The sequence below is a fragment of the Streptomyces sp. 840.1 genome (assembly GCF_003751445.1).
Taxonomy (GTDB): Bacteria; Actinomycetota; Actinomycetes; order Streptomycetales; family Streptomycetaceae; genus Streptomyces.
The window spans coordinates 1,145,004-1,163,804 of sequence record NZ_RJUU01000002.1 but is presented as its reverse complement, the minus strand read 5'-3'; the positions used below and the strand labels follow the sequence as shown (position 1 = coordinate 1,163,804).

Annotated in this window: 13 protein-coding genes; 4 read left to right on the top strand and 9 right to left on the bottom strand. The window is 70.3% G+C overall.

Annotated features, from left to right (window positions below):
* Positions 1 to 46 precede the first annotated feature (46 nt).
* The 6 genes from EDD93_RS31245 to EDD93_RS31220 form a co-directional block, all read right to left on the bottom strand.
* A complete protein-coding gene (locus tag EDD93_RS31245; RefSeq protein WP_123528861.1) occupies positions 47 to 1,672 on the bottom strand; it encodes a glycoside hydrolase family 13 protein in 1,626 nt (541 codons plus the stop codon).
* 118 nt (positions 1,673 to 1,790) lie between these two features.
* Positions 1,791 to 2,750: a carbohydrate ABC transporter permease gene (locus EDD93_RS31240; protein ID WP_123528859.1), complete on the bottom strand. Its 960-nt coding sequence runs from the start codon at positions 2,748 to 2,750 to the stop codon at positions 1,791 to 1,793.
* A gap of 15 nt (positions 2,751 to 2,765) precedes the next feature.
* On the bottom strand, positions 2,766 to 3,725 hold the full coding sequence (locus EDD93_RS31235; protein ID WP_123528857.1) for a carbohydrate ABC transporter permease: 960 nt from the start codon (positions 3,723 to 3,725) through the stop codon (positions 2,766 to 2,768).
* Positions 3,726 to 3,818: 93 nt separating this feature from the next.
* Positions 3,819 to 5,246: an extracellular solute-binding protein gene (locus EDD93_RS31230; RefSeq protein WP_123528855.1), complete on the bottom strand. Its 1,428-nt coding sequence runs from the start codon at positions 5,244 to 5,246 to the stop codon at positions 3,819 to 3,821.
* A 329-nt stretch (positions 5,247 to 5,575) separates the two neighbouring features.
* On the bottom strand, positions 5,576 to 9,865 hold the full coding sequence (locus EDD93_RS31225; protein ID WP_123528853.1) for a discoidin domain-containing protein: 4,290 nt from the start codon (positions 9,863 to 9,865) through the stop codon (positions 5,576 to 5,578).
* Between the two features lie 469 nt (positions 9,866 to 10,334).
* Positions 10,335 to 10,829: a GNAT family N-acetyltransferase gene (locus EDD93_RS31220; RefSeq protein WP_123528851.1), complete on the bottom strand. Its 495-nt coding sequence runs from the start codon at positions 10,827 to 10,829 to the stop codon at positions 10,335 to 10,337.
* A 165-nt stretch (positions 10,830 to 10,994) separates the two neighbouring features.
* Here EDD93_RS31220 and EDD93_RS31215 point away from each other — a divergent pair, with 165 nt between their 5' ends.
* The 3 genes from EDD93_RS31215 to EDD93_RS31205 all read left to right on the top strand — a co-directional run bounded on the left by EDD93_RS31215 (position 10,995) and on the right by EDD93_RS31205 (position 15,610).
* Positions 10,995 to 11,723 (top strand): 4'-phosphopantetheinyl transferase superfamily protein, encoded by a 729-nt coding sequence (locus tag EDD93_RS31215; RefSeq protein ID WP_185092577.1) that lies wholly within the window; start codon positions 10,995 to 10,997, stop codon positions 11,721 to 11,723.
* 52 nt (positions 11,724 to 11,775) lie between these two features.
* Positions 11,776 to 13,416, top strand: coding sequence for a phosphoglucomutase (alpha-D-glucose-1,6-bisphosphate-dependent) (gene pgm, locus EDD93_RS31210; RefSeq protein WP_123528847.1), 1,641 nt, complete (start codon positions 11,776 to 11,778; stop codon positions 13,414 to 13,416).
* Positions 13,417 to 13,534: 118 nt separating this feature from the next.
* A complete protein-coding gene (locus EDD93_RS31205) occupies positions 13,535 to 15,610 on the top strand; it encodes a SpoIIE family protein phosphatase (RefSeq protein ID WP_398905676.1) in 2,076 nt (691 codons plus the stop codon).
* Positions 15,611 to 15,705: 95 nt separating this feature from the next.
* Here EDD93_RS31205 and EDD93_RS31200 read toward each other — a convergent pair whose 3' ends face one another.
* The 3 genes from EDD93_RS31200 to EDD93_RS31190 form a co-directional block, all read right to left on the bottom strand.
* Positions 15,706 to 16,236, bottom strand: a complete 531-nt coding sequence (locus tag EDD93_RS31200; RefSeq protein WP_123528843.1) for a lamin tail domain-containing protein — start codon at positions 16,234 to 16,236, stop codon at positions 15,706 to 15,708.
* Between the two features lie 395 nt (positions 16,237 to 16,631).
* On the bottom strand, positions 16,632 to 17,267 hold the full coding sequence (locus EDD93_RS31195; RefSeq protein WP_123528841.1) for a DUF6629 family protein: 636 nt from the start codon (positions 17,265 to 17,267) through the stop codon (positions 16,632 to 16,634).
* A gap of 95 nt (positions 17,268 to 17,362) precedes the next feature.
* Entirely contained in the window at positions 17,363 to 17,662 is a 300-nt protein-coding gene (locus tag EDD93_RS31190; protein WP_123528839.1) for a DUF1876 domain-containing protein, read from the bottom strand.
* A gap of 271 nt (positions 17,663 to 17,933) precedes the next feature.
* Between EDD93_RS31190 and EDD93_RS31185 the strand changes: the two genes are divergently transcribed.
* The gene (locus EDD93_RS31185) at positions 17,934 to 18,767 is read left to right on the top strand and encodes a PP2C family protein-serine/threonine phosphatase (protein WP_123528837.1); all 834 of its coding nucleotides are present in this window, start codon (positions 17,934 to 17,936) and stop codon (positions 18,765 to 18,767) included.
* Positions 18,768 to 18,801: the final 34 nt, after the last annotated feature.

Here is an 18,801-nt window from a genome sequence, read left to right as displayed (position 1 = left end):
ATGGGCCCCGCCGGGTCCATGGGCAGTCACGTCGTCCCTCCGCAGGTCAGGCGCGCAGCCAGACCGCGGTGTCCTGCGGGAGCCGGCCCGCCCCGTCGAGCGGGCCGCTGGCCAGCAGCACCGCGCTGTGGCGGGGCAGCTCGGCCGCGTCGGCGGCCAGGTTGACCACGCACAGGAGTCCGTCGGTCCGGCTGAAGGCGAGCACCCCCGGGGCCGCGTCCAGCCAGGTCAGCTCGGGGGCGCCCGGCTCCCCCGCCGTCGCGAACCCCGGCTCCTCGCGGCGCAGCCGCAGCGCCTCGCGGTACAGGGTGAGCATCGAGTCCGGGTCGCCGCTCTGCAGGTCGGCGGCGTACGACGGCCAGTCGGCCGGCTGCGGGAGCCAGGGTTCCGCGGTGGCACCGAAGCCGGCGTACGGGCCCTCGGCCGACCAGGGCAGCGGCACCCGGCAGCCGTCGCGGCCGGGGTCGGCGCCGCCCTTGCGGAAGTGCATCGGGTCCTGGATGCGGTCCAGCGGGATGTCCACCTCCGGCAGGCCGAGTTCCTCGCCCTGGTAGAGGTAGGCCGCGCCGGGCAGGGCCAGCGAGAGCAGGGCGGCGGCGCGGGCGCGACGGGTGCCCAGGGCCAGGTCCGTCGGGGTCCCGAAGGTCTTCGCGTCGAAGTCGAAACCGGTCTCGGCCCGGCCGTAGCGGGTGACGGTGCGGGTGACGTCGTGGTTGCACAGGACCCAGGTGGCGGGGGCGCCGACCGAGGCGTGCTCGGCGAGCGTGTCCTCGATGGCGGTCCGCAGCAGCCCCGCCTCCCAGGGGCAGGCCAGGAAGTTGAAGTTGAAGGCGGTGTGGAGCTCGTCGGGGCGCAGGTAGCGGGCGAACCGCTCGGTGTCGGGCAGCCAGACCTCGCCCACGAAGACGCCGCCGTACTCGTCGCCGATGGCGCGCCAGGCGCGGTAGATGTCGTGCAGTTCGTCGCGGTCGACGAAGGGGTGCGGGTCGCTGCCCACGACGAAGTCGGGCAGGGCGGGGTCCTTGGCGAGCAGGGCCGCGGAGTCGATCCGTACGCCGGAGACGCCGCGTTCGAACCAGAAGCGCAGCACCTCCTCGTGCTCCTGGCGGACCGCCGGGTGTGCCCAGTTGAGGTCGGGCTGCTGGGTGGCGAAGAGGTGGAGGTACCACTCGCCGTCGTCCAGCCTGGTCCAGGGGGTGCCGCCGAATTCGGAGACCCAGTCGTTGGGCGGGATCGCGCCGTCCGGGCCGCGGCCCTTGCGGAAGTGGAAGAGGTCGCGCTCGGGGCTGCCGGAGCCGGCTTCGAGGGCTGCCCGGAACCAGGCGTGCTGGTCGGAGACGTGGTTGGGCACGATGTCGATGATGGTGCGGATGCCGAGTTCGCGGGCCTCCGCGATCAGCTTCTCCGCCTCGGCAAGGGTGCCGAACGCGGGGTCGATGGTGCGGTAGTCGGCCACGTCGTAGCCGCCGTCGGCGAGCGGCGAGAGGTACCAGGGGGTGAACCAGAGTGCGTCCACGCCGAGTTCGACGAGGTAGGGCAGCTTGGCCCGTACTCCCGCGAGGTCGCCGGTGCCGTCACCGTCGCCATCGGCGAAGCTGCGTACATAGACCTGGTAGATGGCTGCGTCGCGCCACCAGTTCGCGGTGGGCTCGGACGGACGGTTGGCTGCCACGTGGCGTTCCTTTCGGGCAGGTGGTACTCCGCCGCCGGCCCGCAAGCGGGGCAGGAGGCCGGGCCGGCGGCGGAGTGCTGGGGGAGGGCGGCTGTGCCGGGCGGTGTGGCGAAGGGAGTCAGCCCTTGAGGCCGCCCGCGGTCAGACCGCCCATGATGTTGCGCTGGAAGATCAGGAAGATGAGCAGTGTGGGGATGGACGCGATGGTGAGCGCGGCGATCAGGATGTTCTCCGGTACGCCGCTGGCCAGCGAGTAGATGCCCACGTTGAGGGTCTGCTTGCTCGGGTCGGGCAGGGTGAGCATCGGCCAGAGGAAGTCCTTCCACACGCCGACGATGGCGAAGATGGAGACGACTCCGAGGATCGGCCGGGAGATCGGCAGGATGATCGAGCGCAGGGTGCGCAGCGGCGAGGCGCCGTCGATGGAGGCGGCGTCGAGCAGCTCGCGCGGGATCGAGTCGAAGAACCGCTTCAGCAGGAAGATGTTGAAGGCGTTGGTGACCGACGGCAGCCAGATCGCCCAGGGCGAGTTGACCAGGTTGCGCTGGAAGATGGGTACGTCCAGGACCGTGAGGTACTGCGGGACGACCAGCACGGTGGCCGGGATCATCAGGGTGGCCAGCATCATGCCGAGGATGACCTTGCCGAACACCGGCCGCAGCTTGGACAGCGAGTAGGCGGCGGCGACGTCGAAGACCAGCTGGAAGGCGAGCGCGCCGAAGGCGTAGTACAGGGTGTTGAACAGCAGCTTGGACAGGTCCATGACGGTCCAGGCCTGGCTGTAGTTCTCGGTGTGGATGGAGCCGGGGAAGGCCGTGGGCGGGCTCTGTACGACTTCCTGGGTGGTCTTGAGACCACCGGTGACCATCCAGTACAGCGGCCCGAGGAAGGCCACGGTGAAGACGATGACCACTACGGCGAAGGTGATCCAGTAGAACGTCTTGCCGCGGGGCCTGCCGAGCTGGGCCGGTGAGATGAGGGTCCGCTGGCGTCCGAGGTCGGCCGCGCGTGCGGCTCTGCGGCGGCCGGCCCGGCGGCTCTCGCTCCCGCTCCGGGAGACTAGCGTGTTCGATGCCATGGTCGTGCTCCCGTCCTAGTCTTCGCTGCTGCGGCTCAGTCGTACGTACACCGCGGAGAAGCCCGCGAGGACGACGAGCAGGACGAGGCCGAGTGCCGCCGCGCTGCCGTAGTTGTTGAAGTTGAAGGCGTACTGGTAGATGAGGTAGACGACGGTGGTCGTGGATCCCTCGGGGCCCGCTCCGTTGGTGAGCAGGAACGGCTCCGTGAAGACCTGCATCGTCGCGATGATCTGCATGAGCAGGAGCAGCGAGAGGATCAGCCGGGTCTGCGGGATGGTGACGTGCCAGATCTTGCGCAGCAGGCCGGCGCCGTCGAGTTCCGCGGCCTCGTACAGCTCTCCGGGGATGCCCTGGAGCGCGGCGAGGTAGATCAGGGTGGCACCGCCCATGTTCATCCAGGTCGCCGCGATGACGACGGAGAGCATGGAGGTGCTGGTGTCCTGGAGCCACTGCTGTGCGGGCAGGTGGAAGATCTCCAGGATGCGGTTGAAGAGGCCGTACCCGGGGTCGTAGAAGTACTTGAACAGCAGTACGGAGGCGACCGGCGGCAGCATGACGGGGAGGTAGACCAGGAGCCGCAGGTAGCCCTGTGCGTGCCGGAACTCGTTGAGTACGACGGCGACGACGAACGGGACGACGAAGCCGAGCAGCAGAGCCAGCACGGTGTACTGCAGGGTGTTGCGCCAGGCCTGCCAGAACGCCGGGTCGTTGAAGACGTAACTCAGGTTGGACCAGCCGGCCCAGGTGGTTTTGCCGTCCTCGGTCTTCTGGAAGGCCAGGATGAACTCCCTGACCATGGGATACCAGGAGAAGAACGAGAAGCAGAGCACCGCTCCGATGAGGAAGCCGTGGGCTGAGATGTTGCGGCGCACGGCGCGCAGGAACTCCTCGCGGGCGGAGGTCCGGCGTGCGGGGCCTGGGTGTCCTGGCCGGGGCACGGCGGCCTTACGGGAGGACAGGGTAGGGGCCGACATGGTGTCTCCTAGGTGCCGGTGAACTGAAGCGCAGTAGATCGGACGGGTCCGGAATGTGGGACCGGGTCCGCGTGACCCGGTCCCACGCGTCCGTTACTGGTTCGCCAGTACCTGGTTGACCTGCTGCTCGGCAGTGGAGAGCAGCTTGTCGATGTTGGCGTCCTTGTTGGTCAGGACGCCGGACATGGCGTTGTCGAGGATCTTGTAGATCTCCTGCGCCTTCGGCGGCTCGGCCTTGCCCGGAACGGGGTTGTCCATGAAGGCCTTGAAGTTCTCGACGGGCATCGTCGCGTCCTTCGCGCGTGCCGCGTCGTCCTTGGTCTTGGACTCGTTGAGGAAGAAGTTCGGCTGCGGCAGCCCGACGGGGAGCTTGTCGGCCTTGGTGCGGGCCCAGTCGAACTGTCCCTTGCCCGGGGTGAGGTTCTTGAAGTTCAGCCAGGCGATGCCGGCCTTGATCTGGTCGGGCGAGCTGCCCTTCTTGATCATGTAGTTGTTGCCGCCGAAGAGAGTGCCCTTGCCGCCGGGGATCGGGCCCAGGCCGAAGGTCTCGTACTTGGCGCCGAGCTGCTGGACCATGTAGGCGATGTCGTCGGGGGCGGCCAGGAACATGCCCAGCTTGTCGCTGGCTATCTGCTTCTGGAGGTCGCCCCACTTCAGCAGCTGGGTCTTGCCCATGCTGTCGTCCTCCCAGCGCATGTCGTGCAGCTGCTGGAGGACCTGCTTGCCGGTGGCGTTGTTGAAGGCCGCCTTCTTGCCGGAGGCGTCCACGACGTCCCCGCCGAGACCGAACTGGGTCGCCGCGAAGTGCCAGCCGCCGTTGTTGCCGGCGCTGTACTCCCCGTAGCCGGAGATGCCCTTGCCCAGGCCCGCGATCTTCTTCGCGGCCGTGCGCACGTCGTCCCAGGTGGTCGGCGGCTTGTTCGGGTCCAGACCGGCCTGCGTGAACAGCTTCCGGTTGATCATCAGGCCCATGGTGTAGTTGCTGGTCGGCAGGGCGTAGAGCTTGCCGTCCTTGCGGGCCACGTCGATGACCTGGGTCTGGATGTCCTTGAGCGCGGGCACCGTCTTGTCGGTGACGTAGGCGGAGATGTCCTCGGCGCCGTCGTTGTCCAGGACCTGCTGGAGGTCGCTGAAGTACGCGTAGAAGACGTCGGGCTGCGACTTGCCCTTCAGCATCGCCGTGAAGCGGGGCGGTTCGTTGCACTGGCCGGGAGTGGACTTCCCGTTGATCGTGACGTTCGGGTAGGTCTTCTTGAACGTCTTGATGTCCTCGTTCCACTCACGCAGCTCAGCGGCCTTGGCCGCCGGCGGCATGCAGTCGATCGAGATCGTCACCTTCGTCTTCGGGTCGAGGGGCGCCGACGGGTCGGACGAACCCTTGGATCCACTGCCGTTGTCACCGTTGTCGCTGCTGCTGCTCGTGCCGCAGGAGGCGAGAGCGGTCAGGGCGAGTGCGGTGACAAGGGCAGCCGCTGAGGCACGGCTTGTACGGCGTGTGCGGCTGAACCCAGCACTTCTCATCGATGGTCCCCTTCGGGCATGAGCATGGAAGGCCCGCGGCCGGCTCTCTGCCGGGGCGAGGTTCACTCAACCAGCGCCGACATGTGAACGCAATATCTCGCGCAGTTTTCGTAAAAGTTTGACAGTCCGTTGCGCACCTCGTGTGATGCACGACAGAGGCGTGCCACTCGGCTCCATACGGCCGAGACAGCACGCCAGGGGTGGTTCCGCACGGTTCGTGACCGGTCGGCGGGGCCGCTTCCGCAAACTTCTCACGGGTCGGCGCAAGGAATTTGCGCACCACGGAACGCCGCCCGGCAGGCCGGACGGCGTTCCTGCGCGCGAGGTGGTTACGGGTTGATGTTGATCTTCATGGTGGAGGTGGTGTTCTTCACGTCCTGTGCGTTGCCGCTCAGCTTCAGGCCGTTGAAGGTGACCTCACCGACGGCGGGCCCCTGGCCGGCCTCCGGCATCTCGTTGGCCCACAGCCCGAAGCCGGACTTGGCGTCGAAGGCGTCGCCGCTCTTGCGGGCGCCCGAGATGGAGATGTCGCTCAGCACGGTGTCCTTGATCGGGAACTGCGGCTGCCCTCCCACGTAGTTGGTCTGGAACATGATGCCGCTGTACGTCGGGTCGACGATGTCGACATGGTTGATCCGGATGCCCTGGAACACCTTGGAGGCGGAGAACAGCCAGATGCCGGGGAAGGTCTGCGTCCCCCAGAAATGGCCGCCGGAGCGGACGATCGACACGTTCTCGATGGTCGTCGGCTCGGTCCCGAACCCGTTCATCGGGTAGCCGAAGTCCAGCGAGCTCACCGTGACGCCCGAGTAGACCAGGGTGTCCGCGATCAGGATGTTGCGGAAGGTGTTGTCGAAGCCGCCGTATACGGCGACACCCGCCGCGCGCCAGGTCAGGATCGAGGTGAGGTTCTCGTACAGGTTGTTCTTCATGTCCGAGCCACCGGAGTCGATGGCCGAGAACAGTGCGAAGCTGTCGTCGCCCGTGGCCCGGGACTCGTTGTTGACGACGTGGTTGTCCGTCGAGCCGTTGGTCATGTTGATGCCGTCGGCGAACGTGTCACGGATGCGCGAGTTCTTGATGGTGATGCTGTCGGTGTTCGCGCCCCAGTAGAGGCACACCGTGTGCTCGTTCCAGACGTTGTCGATGGTGATGTCGGAGACGTTGGAGAAGTCGAACACCTTGCCCGGTCCGTCGATGCGCGAGGTGTAGTTCCCGAAGTACGCGAAGTTCGCGAACGACGATCCCTTCGCACTGGCCTCGGCACGGAATCCGTTGTCGGTGTTTTCCTGGCCCGAGGGTGCGAAGAACCTGGTGTACCAGGGGCCCGCGCCGACGACCTTCACGGCCTTTCCGTAGACCTGGAACTTGCTCGCGGTCTGGTAGTCACCGGCCGGCAGGTAGACGCCGACCAGCTTGCCCGTGGTGTCCATCCGGACCTTGTCCAGGGCGTTCTGGACGTCCTGGTGGGTGAATCCGGCGGGCACGGCGTAGGCGGCCGGGTCCGGGTTGGCGATCTGGGTGGCCTGCTCCAGGCTGACGAAGTCGATCGCGTAGGTGGAGGTGTTCGCGGCGTCCTTCTGGAGCCGGATCTTGCTGCCCGCCGGGACGGTCTTGCCCAGCATCACGTTCGCCTCGTCGTAGATGTGCCGCGGCGAACCCGAGCCCGGGGAGTTTCCGGGTCCGGTCTCGGCGCCGTACAGCCACGCGTACTTCGAGGTGAGGTCGATCGCCTTGAGGAAGGTGCCGTCCACGTAGAGGTTCAGCTTGGAGTCGATGCCTCCGCCGCCCGCGGAGTCGGGGATGGAGAACCGGGTCACCAGGGTGTTGGTGCTGGCCCTGGTGGTGAACTCCACGTAGTTGCCGGTGCTGTCGAGGGTCACGGCCTTGCGGCCCGAGGCCTCGCCCGCGATGTCTCCGACGGTCCGGTTCGGTCCGACGACCTTGGCACCGCCACCGGTGACGCCGTCCTCGGCCTCGTACATGTCGTAGGGCATGTTGGCGCCCCGGCCGACGAAGAACGAGCTGGTGGTGGTGTTGTTCTCGCGCTTCACCGGGAGTTCGTTGGTGTCGTCCGCGATCACCGTGCGCACGGTGTACGAGCCGTTGACCGCGGTCCAGCTGCCCAGGCTCACCGGCGCGCCGGTGGCGCCCGCCGCGATGGCCCCGTTGTAGGTGCCGGTGAGGGTCTTCACCGTGGCGCCCTTGGCGTCGAGCAGGCTGAGCGTGACGGCGTGGGCGCCGGCGGCGGACGCCACCGTGCCCTGGTTCTTGATGGCGACGGAGAACGTGACGTTCTGGCCGTTGGACGGGGCCGACGGGGAGGTGCTGACCCCGGTGGAGACCAGGTCCGAGCTGGCGACCGGCTTGACGACCAGTGCGGTGGCGCTGGTGTAGGTGTTGTCGGTCTCGTTCTGCTCGATGACCTCGTTGGCCGGGTCGGCGACGGCACTGAGCTCGTAGCTGCCGGCGTCACGCGGTCCGATCTCCGCACTGACCTGCGTGGAGGCTCCGGCGGCCAGCGCGCCCACGGACCCGGTGGCGACCTTGGTGCCGCCGAGCCGGAACTCGACCTTGCTCGCCGGAGCCGCGACCGAACCGCTGTTGCGCACCGTCGCGGTCAGCGTGACCGGGTCGGACTCGACGGGCGCGGCGGGAGCCGCGGTCACCGAGCCGACCTGGAGGTTCGGGTTGGGTGCCGGGGCGCCCAGCACCTGGAACTCCGCGACCTGACCTGCACCGGAGCCGGTGTTGGAGTTGAACTTCAGCTGGACGTCGGCGACCCGGCCGCTGACCGGGATGGTCACCGCGTTGCCGCTGCCCGGACTGAACGCGTAGTCCTTGGCGGCGACCAGGCTGGTGAAGGACGAGGCGCTCTGCTCCCGGCCCAGCACCTGGATGTTCTGGGTCCTGGCCCCCCAGCTGCTGTCCGGGTTGAGCTTCACGACGACGCTGTCGGTCTCGGCGTTGGCGCCCAGCTTCACCGTCAGCGTGTTCGGGTAGCTGCCGCCCGCGCCCTCCCAGTAGGTGGTCAGGCTGTTGTCGTTGGCGTTCTCCGCGACGAACGTGTGGACCACGGACGAGGCGGTGATGGGCTTGCCGATCGCGAGGTTGGACGCCGCGCTCGTGCTGCCGTTGCGGGTGACGGTGTTGCTGTCGCCCGACACGTTGCCCGCCGCGTCCTTGGCCCGCACGGTGTAGGAGACCGTGGTGGCGGCCGACTGGGTGTCGGTGTAGGTGGTGACATCGCCGGCCACGCTCTTGCGCAGCACGTTGTTGGCGTAGATGTCGTACCCGGTGACGCCCTTGTTGTCGGTGGAGGCCTGCCAGGTCAGCTTGATCTGCCCGGCGCCCGGCTCGGTGAAGCTCAGGCCGGCCGGTGCGGTCGGTGCCTGGGTGTCACCCGTGTCGCCGGTCCGGGTGACGGTGTTGCTGTTGCCCGAGACGTTGCCCGCCGCGTCCTTGGCCCGGACGTAGTACGACACGGTCGAGCCGGTCGGACGGGTGTCGGTGAACGTGGTGACATTGCCGGCCACGCTGCTCAGCAGGGTGTTGTCGGCGTAGATGTCGTAGCCGGTGACGGCGGTGTCGTCCGTCGCCGCCTTCCAGGTCAGCCTGATCTGCCCGGTAGCCGGCTCGGTGTACGCCAGCTGCGTCGGCGCGGTGGGCGCCTGGGTGTCGCCCGTGGTGGGGCCGTAGATCTCCAGCTCGGAGACCTGGGCGCCCGGCTGGACGGAGTTGGCGGAGACCAGGACGCGCACGTAGCGGGTGGTCGTGGCGTCGAAGCTGATCGTCGCCGTCTCGCCGGCCGTCGGGCTGAAGGTGTACGCCTTGGACTGCGTCAGGTCGCTGAAGTCCGAGCCGTTGGTGCTGCCCTGGATCTTCAGGGTCTGGCTGCGGGACTCCCAGCCGTCGGGCAGGCGCAGCACCACCCGGTCGACCCGCACCGAGGAGCCGAGGTCGGCCTGGATCCACTGCGGCAGGTCGCCGTTGCGGCTCTCCCAGTAGCTGGCCACGTTGCCGTCGTTGGCCTGCGACGCGATGTAGTTCTGGGTGTAGCTGCTGGCCGTGAGCGTGCGGCCGGCGGCCAGGTTCACCGACGAGGCAGCCGCCGCGCGGACCTCCAGCTCGGAGAGCTGGCCGTTCTTCGCGACGGTGTTCGCCGTGATGTTCGCCCGTACGAACCGGGTCCGGGTGGCCGGGAAGCTGATGGTCACCTTGTTGGAGCTGCCCGGTGCGAAGGTGTAAGCGGCCGAGGTCTTCAGCGTGGAGAAGCTGGTGCCGTCGGCGCTGCCCTGGAGCGACAGGGTCTGCCGGCGGGTCTTCCAGTCGGCGGGAAGCTTCAGGGTGACCTGGTCGATGCGGGTGACCTTGCCCAGGTCGCTCTGCACCCACTGGGGCAGAGCGCTGCTCGACCCCTCCCAGTACGTCGACTGCTCACCGTCGGCGATGTTCCCGGCGGCTTTCCCGCCGCCGGCGCTGCTCGCGGCCGCCTTCTGGTCTGCGGCGATGTTCGGGCCGCCGGCCGCCGAGGCGTTGATCGCCGGCCAGCCGACCACCAGCATGCTGGTGGTGACAGCGGCGGAAAGAACCCGCCATCTCCAGCGTTGCGTTCTCATATGTCCCCGATCTTCGGCCTCGGCGCAGGGCGCGTCCAAGGCGCGGCTCTTTCTGCGTACCTGTTGGGGGCATGATTTCTGCGCCCACAGGATGGACTTTTGCGTATTGCGGTCAGAGAGTTGCAGAGAAATGACGGCGAGTCCACCGTCACGACAGAAACCGCGACGTAAGCGGATTGCCTCGCACCGGCTCAACTGCCATGACAAACACGGCAATAGATGGCTCATCGACTCCGCAAGGACGACACCGCAAGCGGACTGCAATTCGCGCAACAAATTTGCGTAAAAGCGAAAGGCGCTGAAAACTGCCAGCTCGGACGGGGAGTCGGTCCGAGGGCCCTGGCGCGTACGGCGGCGCCTGGGCGTGTTTCGAAAGTAGCGTCGTCCGCCCGCAGGACGGGCGTAGCCGCGTCCGGCGCGTGCGAGGTCAGTACACACCTGCGGGACAGCGCTCAGGGGCGGGCGCGCCTCAGCCGGTGGCGCTCCAGCGGTACCTGACGTCGGGTTCGCCCTCTTCGTTGCGGCTGCCGTCGTCGAACTCCGACGGGGTGAAGCCGTGCCGCTCGTAGAAGGCACGTGCGGCGGTGTTGCGTTGGAAGGTGTGGAGCGCGAGCCCCTCGGGGCTGCGCTCCCTGGCCTTCGCCAGCAGGAGGGTGCCGATGCCCCGGCGCCAGGCACCGGGGCTCAGGTAGAGGTGTTCGAGCTCCTGGCCGTCGAGCGAGACGAAGCCGACGATCTCCGCATCGGCGCCGTCCGCGCGGAGTTCGGCCACCCAGACATCGGTGCCGGGCAGTACGACATGGGTCATCCAGCCGAGGGTCGCCTCGTCGCTGTGCACCCTGCGCAGGTACGGCATGGCCGAGGCGCGGGAGGCGAGGAAGAGCCGGGTGAGACGGTCCGCGTCGCCGGAGCGGGCCTCACGCAGCCGTATGTGGCCGGCGGCCGGGCGGTCGTCCGATGACATCCGGTGTCTCCTGTCCGATGGGCCGGTGGCCGGAAGCCGCCGTGACCTGGTCACCTGTGAGCGAGCGTATGTCCGCCCCGGCCCCGGTCTCCATAGAATATGTGCGACCGCCCCGCCGTCGACGACCGCTCGCGGCGCCCGCCCCGGACGAGGGAAGACGTAACGGTGTACCAGCCCGACGAGTTCGCGTTCACGGAGACCGGCTACCGGGGCCCGGAGCCTGCCCCGCGCCCCGGTGTCCCCGCGTTGTGGCAGGTGGACCCGCAGCGGGACGGTGACCGGGCGCAGCGGCTGGCCCCGGGCATCCTGGACGCCAAGGAGCTCGCGCGGGCCGGAGCGCTGGCCGTCGAGGCCGACCGCCTCTGCTTCGTCGCCTCGCACGTGGCGCTGCGGATGCTGCTGGGGGCCCGGCTCGGCATCGCGCCCGCCGCCGTGCGGCTGACGCGGGAGGCCTGTCCGTCCTGCGGCGGGCCGCACGGCCGTCCCGCGACCGACGGCGTGCACTTCTCCCTGTCGCACACCCGGGGCGTCGCGCTGCTGGCGTTCGCGGACGAGCCGGTCGGGGTGGACGTGGAGCGTGTTCCGTCGGCCGAGATCGTGGCGGAGATCGGGGACAAGCTGCATCCGGCGGAGTGCCGCGAACTGGCGGCGCTGCCGGAGCATGAGCGGCCCGCCGCCTTCGTCCGGGCCTGGACCCGCAAGGAGGCTTATCTGAAGGGCACGGGGGCCGGCCTGGCCGGCGGGCTCTCGCACGACCACGTGGGCACCGGTCCCCGGCCGCAGCCCGGCCCCGACGGCTGGACGGTCACCGATGTCGCGGCCCCCCGGGGATACGCGGCGGCGGTGGCCGTCCGCACGGCGGGGCGGGCGCCCGCCGGCGACGCCGACCGGTGAAAATGACCCGGCGGGCAGATCGCACCGACCGACCGATACGGAGGAGTGGCAGATGCCGCACACACGAGCCGGACAGCAGGCGCGCCCCGAGGACCTGACCGATGTGGCACGGCTGGTGACGGCGTACTACACGCTGCACCCGGATCCGGCCGAGGCGGGCCAGCGGGTGGCGTTCGGCACCTCGGGGCACCGGGGTTCGTCGACGGCCACCGCGTTCAACGAGGACCACATCGCCGCGACGAGCCAGGCCATCAGCGAGTACCGGGCCCGGCAGGGGACGGACGGGCCGCTGTTCCTCGGGGCCGACACCCACGCGCTTTCGGAGCCCGCGCGGGTCACCGCCCTCGAAGTGTTCGCGGCCAACGACGTGAACGTGCTCATCGACTCCGCCGACGGCTACACGCCGACGCCCGCGGTCTCGCACGCCGTCCTCACCCACAACCGCGGCCGTACCTCGCACCTCGCCGACGGTGTGGTGGTGACCCCGTCCCACAACCCGCCCGGTGACGGCGGGTTCAAGTACAACCCGCCGAACGGCGGCCCGGCCGGGTCCGCGGCGACCGGCTGGATTCAGGAGCGGGCCAACGAGATCATCGCGGGCGGTCTCAAGGACGTCCGCCGGATGCCCTTCGTCCGCGCGCTGGCGGCGCCCTCGACCGGGACGTACGACTTCCTCGGCAGCTATGTGACGGACCTTCCCTCCGTGCTCGACCTCGACGCGGTGCGCGCGGCCGGGGTACGGATCGGCGCCGACCCGCTGGGCGGGGCGTCGGTCGCGTACTGGGGCCGCATCGCGGAGCAGCACCGGCTCGACCTGACGGTCGTCAATCCGCTCACCGACCCCACGTGGCGGTTCATGACGCTGGACTGGGACGGCAAGATCCGGATGGACTGCTCGTCCCCGTACGCGATGGCCTCACTGATCGGGCAGCGCGACCGCTACTCCATCGCCACCGGCAACGACGCCGACGCGGACCGCCACGGCATCGTCACCCCCGACGCGGGCCTGATGAACCCGAACCACTACCTCGCCGTCGCCATCGACTACCTGTACCGGCACCGGGACCGGTGGCCCGCCGGGGCGGGCATCGGCAAGACCCTGGTGTCGTCGGGCATGATCGACCGGGTCGCCGCCGGTCTCGGCCGGGAACTGGTCGAGGTGCCGGTCGGGTTCAAGTGGTTCGTGGACGGTCTGGCCGACGGCTCCCTGGGGTTCGGTGGCGAGGAGTCGGCCGGGGCCTCGTTCCTGCGCCATGACGGGTCGGTATGGACGACGGACAAGGACGGCATCCTGCTGGCGCTGCTCGCCTCCGAGATCCTCGCGGTCACGGACGAATCCCCCTCCGCGCACTACGCCGCGCTGGTCTCCCGGTTCGGTGAGCCCGCGTACGCCCGTATCGATGCCCCGGCGGACCGTGAGCAGAAGGCGGTGCTGGCGCGCCTCTCCCCCGAGCAGGTCGGCGCCGACACCCTGGCGGGCGAACCGGTCACGGCCGTGCTCACCTCCGCGCCGGGCAACGGGGAGGCGATCGGCGGCATCAAGGTGACGACGGAGAACGCCTGGTTCGCCGCCCGGCCCTCGGGCACCGAGGACGTCTACAAGATCTACGCAGAGTCCTTCCTCGGCGCCGAGCACCTCGGCCGGGTCCAGGAGGAGGCCAGGAGCGTCGTCTCGGCCGCCCTCGGCAGCTGAACCGGCTCAGCGGATCCACCCGTTCGGCCCCGCACGGTGGCGGGCCGGACGGGCGGTACGCAGGCTGTCCCGAGAGCCGCTGATTCGCTGGGACGGCGGAGCCTGATGGGGGTGCGACGTGTCGGACGCCGGTGGAGCGGTCCCTGGGACGACCACGGGCGACGTGATGGCGGCGGCGCTCCTGGACGCCCTGTTCAGCCAGTCCGCGGTGGGCCTGCACGTCCTGGACACCGAGCTGCGGGTGGAGCGCGTCAACGCCCTGTCCGACGCCGTCTCTGCCGAACAGCTCGTGGGACTGCACTTCACCGAGGCGTACCGGCTCGACGATCCGGACGAGGCCGAACAACTGCTGCGCAGCGTGCTGGAGAGCGGCGTGCCCGTGCTCGACCGGGTGATCCGGGGGCGGCTGGCCCAGGCGCCGGGTCCCGACCACAGCCTGCGGGTCACCCTGCACCGGCTGGACGGCCCCGGGGGGCGGCCGCTCGGGGTGCTGGCCGCGGTCGTCGACGTCAACGAGCGGGAGAAGGCGCGCGCCCGCGCGGACTGCCTCACGGCCGTGCGCCGGGAGGTGGGCCACTCCCTCGATGTGGCGGCGACCTGCGAGGGCCTGGTCGCCGCCCTGGTGCCGAGGTTCGCCGACTTCGCCGTGGTCGAGGTGGTGGACGAGGTCCTGCGGGGTTCGCCCCCGCCGGTGAGTCCGCTGGGCCGCGACGTCCCGCTGCGCCGCGCGGCCCAACGGGGGTCGGGTGGCGACGCCATGGCCGGGGACATGCGACGGCTGCCCGACCGTACGCCGTTCGCGCTCGCCGTCACGGATCTGCGGCCCCGGCTGTCCACGCTCGGCCCGGACACCCCGTGGCTGGACTCGGATCCGGACACCGCGCAGATGATCGAGGTGTCCGGGGCGCACTCGCTGATCGTGGTGCCGCTGAAACTTCACGGCTCCGTGCTCGGCCTGGTGAGCTTCTACCGGTTCCGGGGCGTCGAGCCGTACGACGAGAACGACCTCGCCCTCGCCCTGACCGCCGGCGCCCATGCCGCGCTGAGCATCGAGAACGCCCGGCGCTACGAGCGCGACCACGTGATCGCGTCGACCGTCCAGCGCAGGCTGCTCCCCCAGCACGACGGTGCCCGGATCGGCGTCGAGACCGCGCACGTGCTCCTTCCGGGGCGCAACAGCGGCTGCTGGTTCGACACGGTCGGCCTGTCGGGTGCGCGCACCGCGCTGATCATCGGCAACGTCGAGGGGCATGGGCTGCAGACGGCCATCACCATGGGGCAGCTGCGCACGGTCATCCACGCGCTGGCCGGCCTCGACCTGGAGCCCGACGAGGTGCTGGCCCGGCTCAATGACACGGCCGACCGGCTGGCGCGCGAGCGCAGGGCGCTGCCGCCGGGCGACTCGCTGCACAACCAGTCCCTGACGGCGACCTGCATGTACGCGGTCTACGATCCCTTCGCCCGGACCTGCACCGTGGCGCGGGCGGGACATCCGGCGCCGGTCGTCGTCGCACCCGACGGCAGCCCGGTCGCCCTCGACGTACCGGAGGGCCCGCCGCTGTTCTCCGAGGACAGCGCGCCCTTCGCCACGGCGACGATCCACCTCGACGAAGGCAGTGTGCTGGCGTTCCTCACCCGTTCGCTGCTGCCGGACGCTCAGGCCGCGGCCCGGGTGCGGGAGGCGCTCGTCTACCCGGACCGCCCCCTGCGGCAGCTGTGCGACTCCATCGTCTACAGCCTGCCGGCCGGCGCCCATCCCGACGGCGCCGCGCTGCTGCTCGCCAGGACCGGCGTCGTCCCGCCCGACCGGGTCGCGACCTGGGAGCTGGCCCATGACCGGACCACGCCGGCCGTCGCCCGTACCCTCGTGCGGGACCGGCTCGAAGGATGGAGCCTCGACGAGGAGACGATCGAGGCGACCGAGCTGATCGTGAGCGAGCTGATCACCAACGCGGTCCGTTACGGAACCCCGCCGCTGCAACTGCGTCTGCTGCTGGACCGCACCCTGACCTGCGAGGTCCACGACACCAGTCCGGTGGCGCCCAACCTGCGGCACGCGCGCACGGTGGACGAGGGCGGCCGAGGTCTGTTCATCGTGTCGCAGCTCGCCACGCACTGGGGCACCAGGTACGGCTCCGAGGGCAAGGCCCTGTGGACCGAGCAGGAGATCCCGGCTCCGGAGGGCGGGCCCTGACGGGTCCCGGTGAAACGGGTGCGGCGCACCCCGGCCGGACGGGCCGTGGTGCGCCGCGGTCAGGAGGCCGTCAGCGGCCCCGGGTTACGGAGCGGTCAGCGGCGGCCCCCGTGGTGACGGCCCCAGGACTTCGAGTCGGCCTTGTGGCCGCGCGCGTCCTTGAGAGTCGCCGTGTCGCTGTTGTCCCAGACCTGGCGGCGCAGGTCCTGGTAGACGTCGTGGCGGGTGTCGCGGCCGACACCGGTGTGCACGCGCACCGAGGAGCGGCCGGCCAGACGCAGGTCGAAGCGGTAGGTGCGGTGGCTCTCGTCGCTGAGGGTCCAGCCGCGCAGGTTGACCGAGTTGCGGCCGGTGTTGGTGACGGTGACCCATTCACCGTTCAGGCTGCGGTTCGAACCGTTGTCACGGCCGGGGCTGTCGTACTGGATCTTGCCCAGGACGACGGCCGAGCGCGGGGCGGGCTTGCTGTGGCCGTGCTCGTGGCCACGGCCGTGGCCGTCGCCATGGCTGTGACTGTCGCCATGGCTGTGGCTGTGGCCGTCTGCCGTCGCCGGAAGTGCGGCGGCGGCCAGGAGCGCGCCGGAAGCGATGACGGTGGCGGTGATCCGCCGTGCGGAACGGGACATGAAGACCCCTCAGGTGCTGGCCCAAACCATGCGGTCCGGGCCTTGTTCGGTCCCGGCGTGGTGCCGGGAGCCACACTTTGACCCCGCTGCCCGTTCCGCGAACAGCGCCCCGGTACGTGTTACGAAGCGCGGACATTTCCGTCACACGCGACTGCAGGCACCACCCACCGAACCCTCCGGGTACCTGTCAATTCCTGTCCGTTGCACCCACCCGTGCGGCACCGGGTTGACGAGGCCGGACGCGCCGTCCTGCCCGCCTCCCCCGGCCCGCGCGCGGTCTGCGGATCCGGTCCCGGAATCTGTAACAGGCACCGCACCGGCGGACCTGAACGCCCGTTCCGTTACCCCCGGGAAGTACGCACGGAGGTTCCCTCGAACACGTGATGAGCCCGGTCTCACGGCCCGGCGGGTGCCGCGTTCCCGGCGGGGCGCCGCCCGGACCAGCCGAGCAGGACGACCGAGCACACGGCGGCGAACGCGCACCAGGTCGAGATGAACTCCAGCCGCCACAGCGCGGCGCAGACCGCGGCCCCCGTCGCGGCCAGCGCCCCGAGCCACCGCAGCCACCGGTCGCCGGAGAGCAGCAGCGATCCGACGGTGGCCAGGAGATAGCCCGCGACCAGCAGACCGGGGCGCGGCAGATCGAGCACATAGCCCAGGGTGTGCCCGCGGATCTGCGCGGTCACCGGCCGGACGGACAGGGCGTACCCGAGCGCGGCGGATGTCGCGGCGCCGGCCGCCAGCGGCAGCAGCAGCCGGCGCCGGGCGTCCGGCGGCGCCGCGCACAGCACGCCCACCGGTACCCACAGCGCCAGCAGCGGCAGGGCGATCACCGCCCAGGCAACGGTCGCCGGGCCGGAGCCGCCGTCCGCACGCCACACCGCGGACTCGACGATCTGGTGGGCGCCCAGCAGCAGCGGGAGCGCGGCGAGCGGAAGATCGCGGGCCCGGCGCGCCCGTAAGACGCAGGCGGCGCCGGTCGCCGCGATGGCGGTGCCCGCCACCAGGTCAGCGGTCGCGCTCCAGCACATGGCGTCACCCGGGGGTCTCTCGTTCACGTGGACCGGTCCACTCGCCGCTCACGCTACGGCGCCCCTCGCGAGCACGACAGGCGACGCGGCCGCGCTCAGGCGGTCGCGTCCGTCCAGGCGTAGGGCGGCGGAACGGGCCCGTCGGGACGCCCCGCCCCCACCTCGCCGAGTTCCCGGTCGGCCACGCTCATCAGCTGGGCCGCGACATCGCGCATCGCACGGCTCGCGGCGAGTTCGTCACCGATGGTGGGTACGTCGGGGTCCTGCGGGCTGCAGCGGGCGACCCCGTGGCCGGTGAGTCTCGCCGTGCCGGTGTCCAGCACCGCCTCCGCCTTCGTCGCACCGTCCTCCTCGGACAGATCAACGTGGACCGTCCACTCCATCGTCCGGTTCATCGCACACCTCCCGGCCCGCGCCGGCCGCCGTACGACGCCGCCACACAGGCTCCCTCCCAGCATCCACCCAACCCGCTCACCCCGCCCGTTCCCGCCGCCGGGAGCGGCTCGGCCTGCGCGGATCACCGCACCGAAATACGATGAGCTGAGCCTCGTCCGGAGCAGCCGGCGCGCGGCCCCGTACCGGATCCGAAGCGTTGACCTCCCGGATCGTCCCGCCACGACAGACCCTGTGGTGCGGCTCGCCACCACAGCCACTGCGGAGCGGCCCATGAACCGGCGTCGTCCTCCCCGCTCGGCCAGTGCCGAGGAACTGCTGACCACGCTGCATCAGCTCACCTCCCGGGCACGCCGCGAGGTGGAGCTCCATCAGGCGCGGGTGGAGCTGGCGGAGGCGCTTCAGCGGGAGATGCTCCCCTCGTCCCTGCCCGCCCTGCCGGGGCTGCAGACCGCCGCCCGGTACACGCCCGCTCGCAGCGGGCTGGACATCGGGGGCGACTGGTACGACGGCTTCCGGCTCGCGGACGGTTCGCTGGCGTTCGCCATCGGGGACGTACAGGGACACGACGTCGAGGCGGCGGCCTTCATGGGGCAGATCCGGATCGCGATGCGTGCCCTGGCCGTCACCGCGGCCGATCCGGGCGAAGTGGTGCGGCGGACCAACGACCTGCTGCTGTCCGTCGACTCCGGTCTCCTCGCCACCTGCACCTTCGTCCGGATAGACCCGGTCACCCGGGTGCTCCAGAGCGCGCGGGCGGGCCACGTCGCCGCGGTGTGGGCCACGGCGGACGGGCGCTCGGGCACCACCGAGGACGAGGGCGGTCTGCCGCTCGGCATCCAGACCGGTGAGGAATACCCGGTCACCACCCGCCGGCTCACCACCCCCGGTGCCTTCGTGCTGCTCACCGACGGGGTGATCGAGGGACCGTCCTACTCGATCGACGAGGGGCTGGATGCCGTGGTGCGGCTGGTGCGCTCCCGGGTCGGCGACGACGCGGAGGAGCTGGCCGACGCGATCCTGGGGACGGCGGAGCGCACCGGGCACGAGGACGACGCCGCCGTGCTCGTCGTGCGCCACGACGCGTTTCCCGCGGCCCCCGGATAGCGAGGTGACCGGGGCGGTGCGTGTCACGCCGCCG

Bases quoted from the DNA above. Each gene is read 5' to 3' on its own strand.
- EDD93_RS31185 (WP_123528837.1), top strand. From the start codon at position 17,934: ATGAACCGGCGTCGTCCTCCCCGCTCGGCCAGTGCCGAGGAACTGCTG.
- pgm (WP_123528847.1), top strand. From the start codon at position 11,776: ATGCCGCACACACGAGCCGGACAGCAGGCGCGCCCCGAGGACCTGACC.
- EDD93_RS31225 (WP_123528853.1), bottom strand. From the start codon at position 9,865: ATGAGAACGCAACGCTGGAGATGGCGGGTTCTTTCCGCCGCTGTCACC.
- EDD93_RS31195 (WP_123528841.1), bottom strand. From the start codon at position 17,267: ATGTGCTGGAGCGCGACCGCTGACCTGGTGGCGGGCACCGCCATCGCG.
- EDD93_RS31220 (WP_123528851.1), bottom strand. From the start codon at position 10,829: ATGTCATCGGACGACCGCCCGGCCGCCGGCCACATACGGCTGCGTGAG.
- EDD93_RS31235 (WP_123528857.1), bottom strand. From the start codon at position 3,725: ATGTCGGCCCCTACCCTGTCCTCCCGTAAGGCCGCCGTGCCCCGGCCA.
- EDD93_RS31240 (WP_123528859.1), bottom strand. From the start codon at position 2,750: ATGGCATCGAACACGCTAGTCTCCCGGAGCGGGAGCGAGAGCCGCCGG.
- EDD93_RS31230 (WP_123528855.1), bottom strand. From the start codon at position 5,246: ATGAGAAGTGCTGGGTTCAGCCGCACACGCCGTACAAGCCGTGCCTCA.
- EDD93_RS31190 (WP_123528839.1), bottom strand. From the start codon at position 17,662: ATGAACCGGACGATGGAGTGGACGGTCCACGTTGATCTGTCCGAGGAG.
- EDD93_RS31200 (WP_123528843.1), bottom strand. From the start codon at position 16,236: ATGTCCCGTTCCGCACGGCGGATCACCGCCACCGTCATCGCTTCCGGC.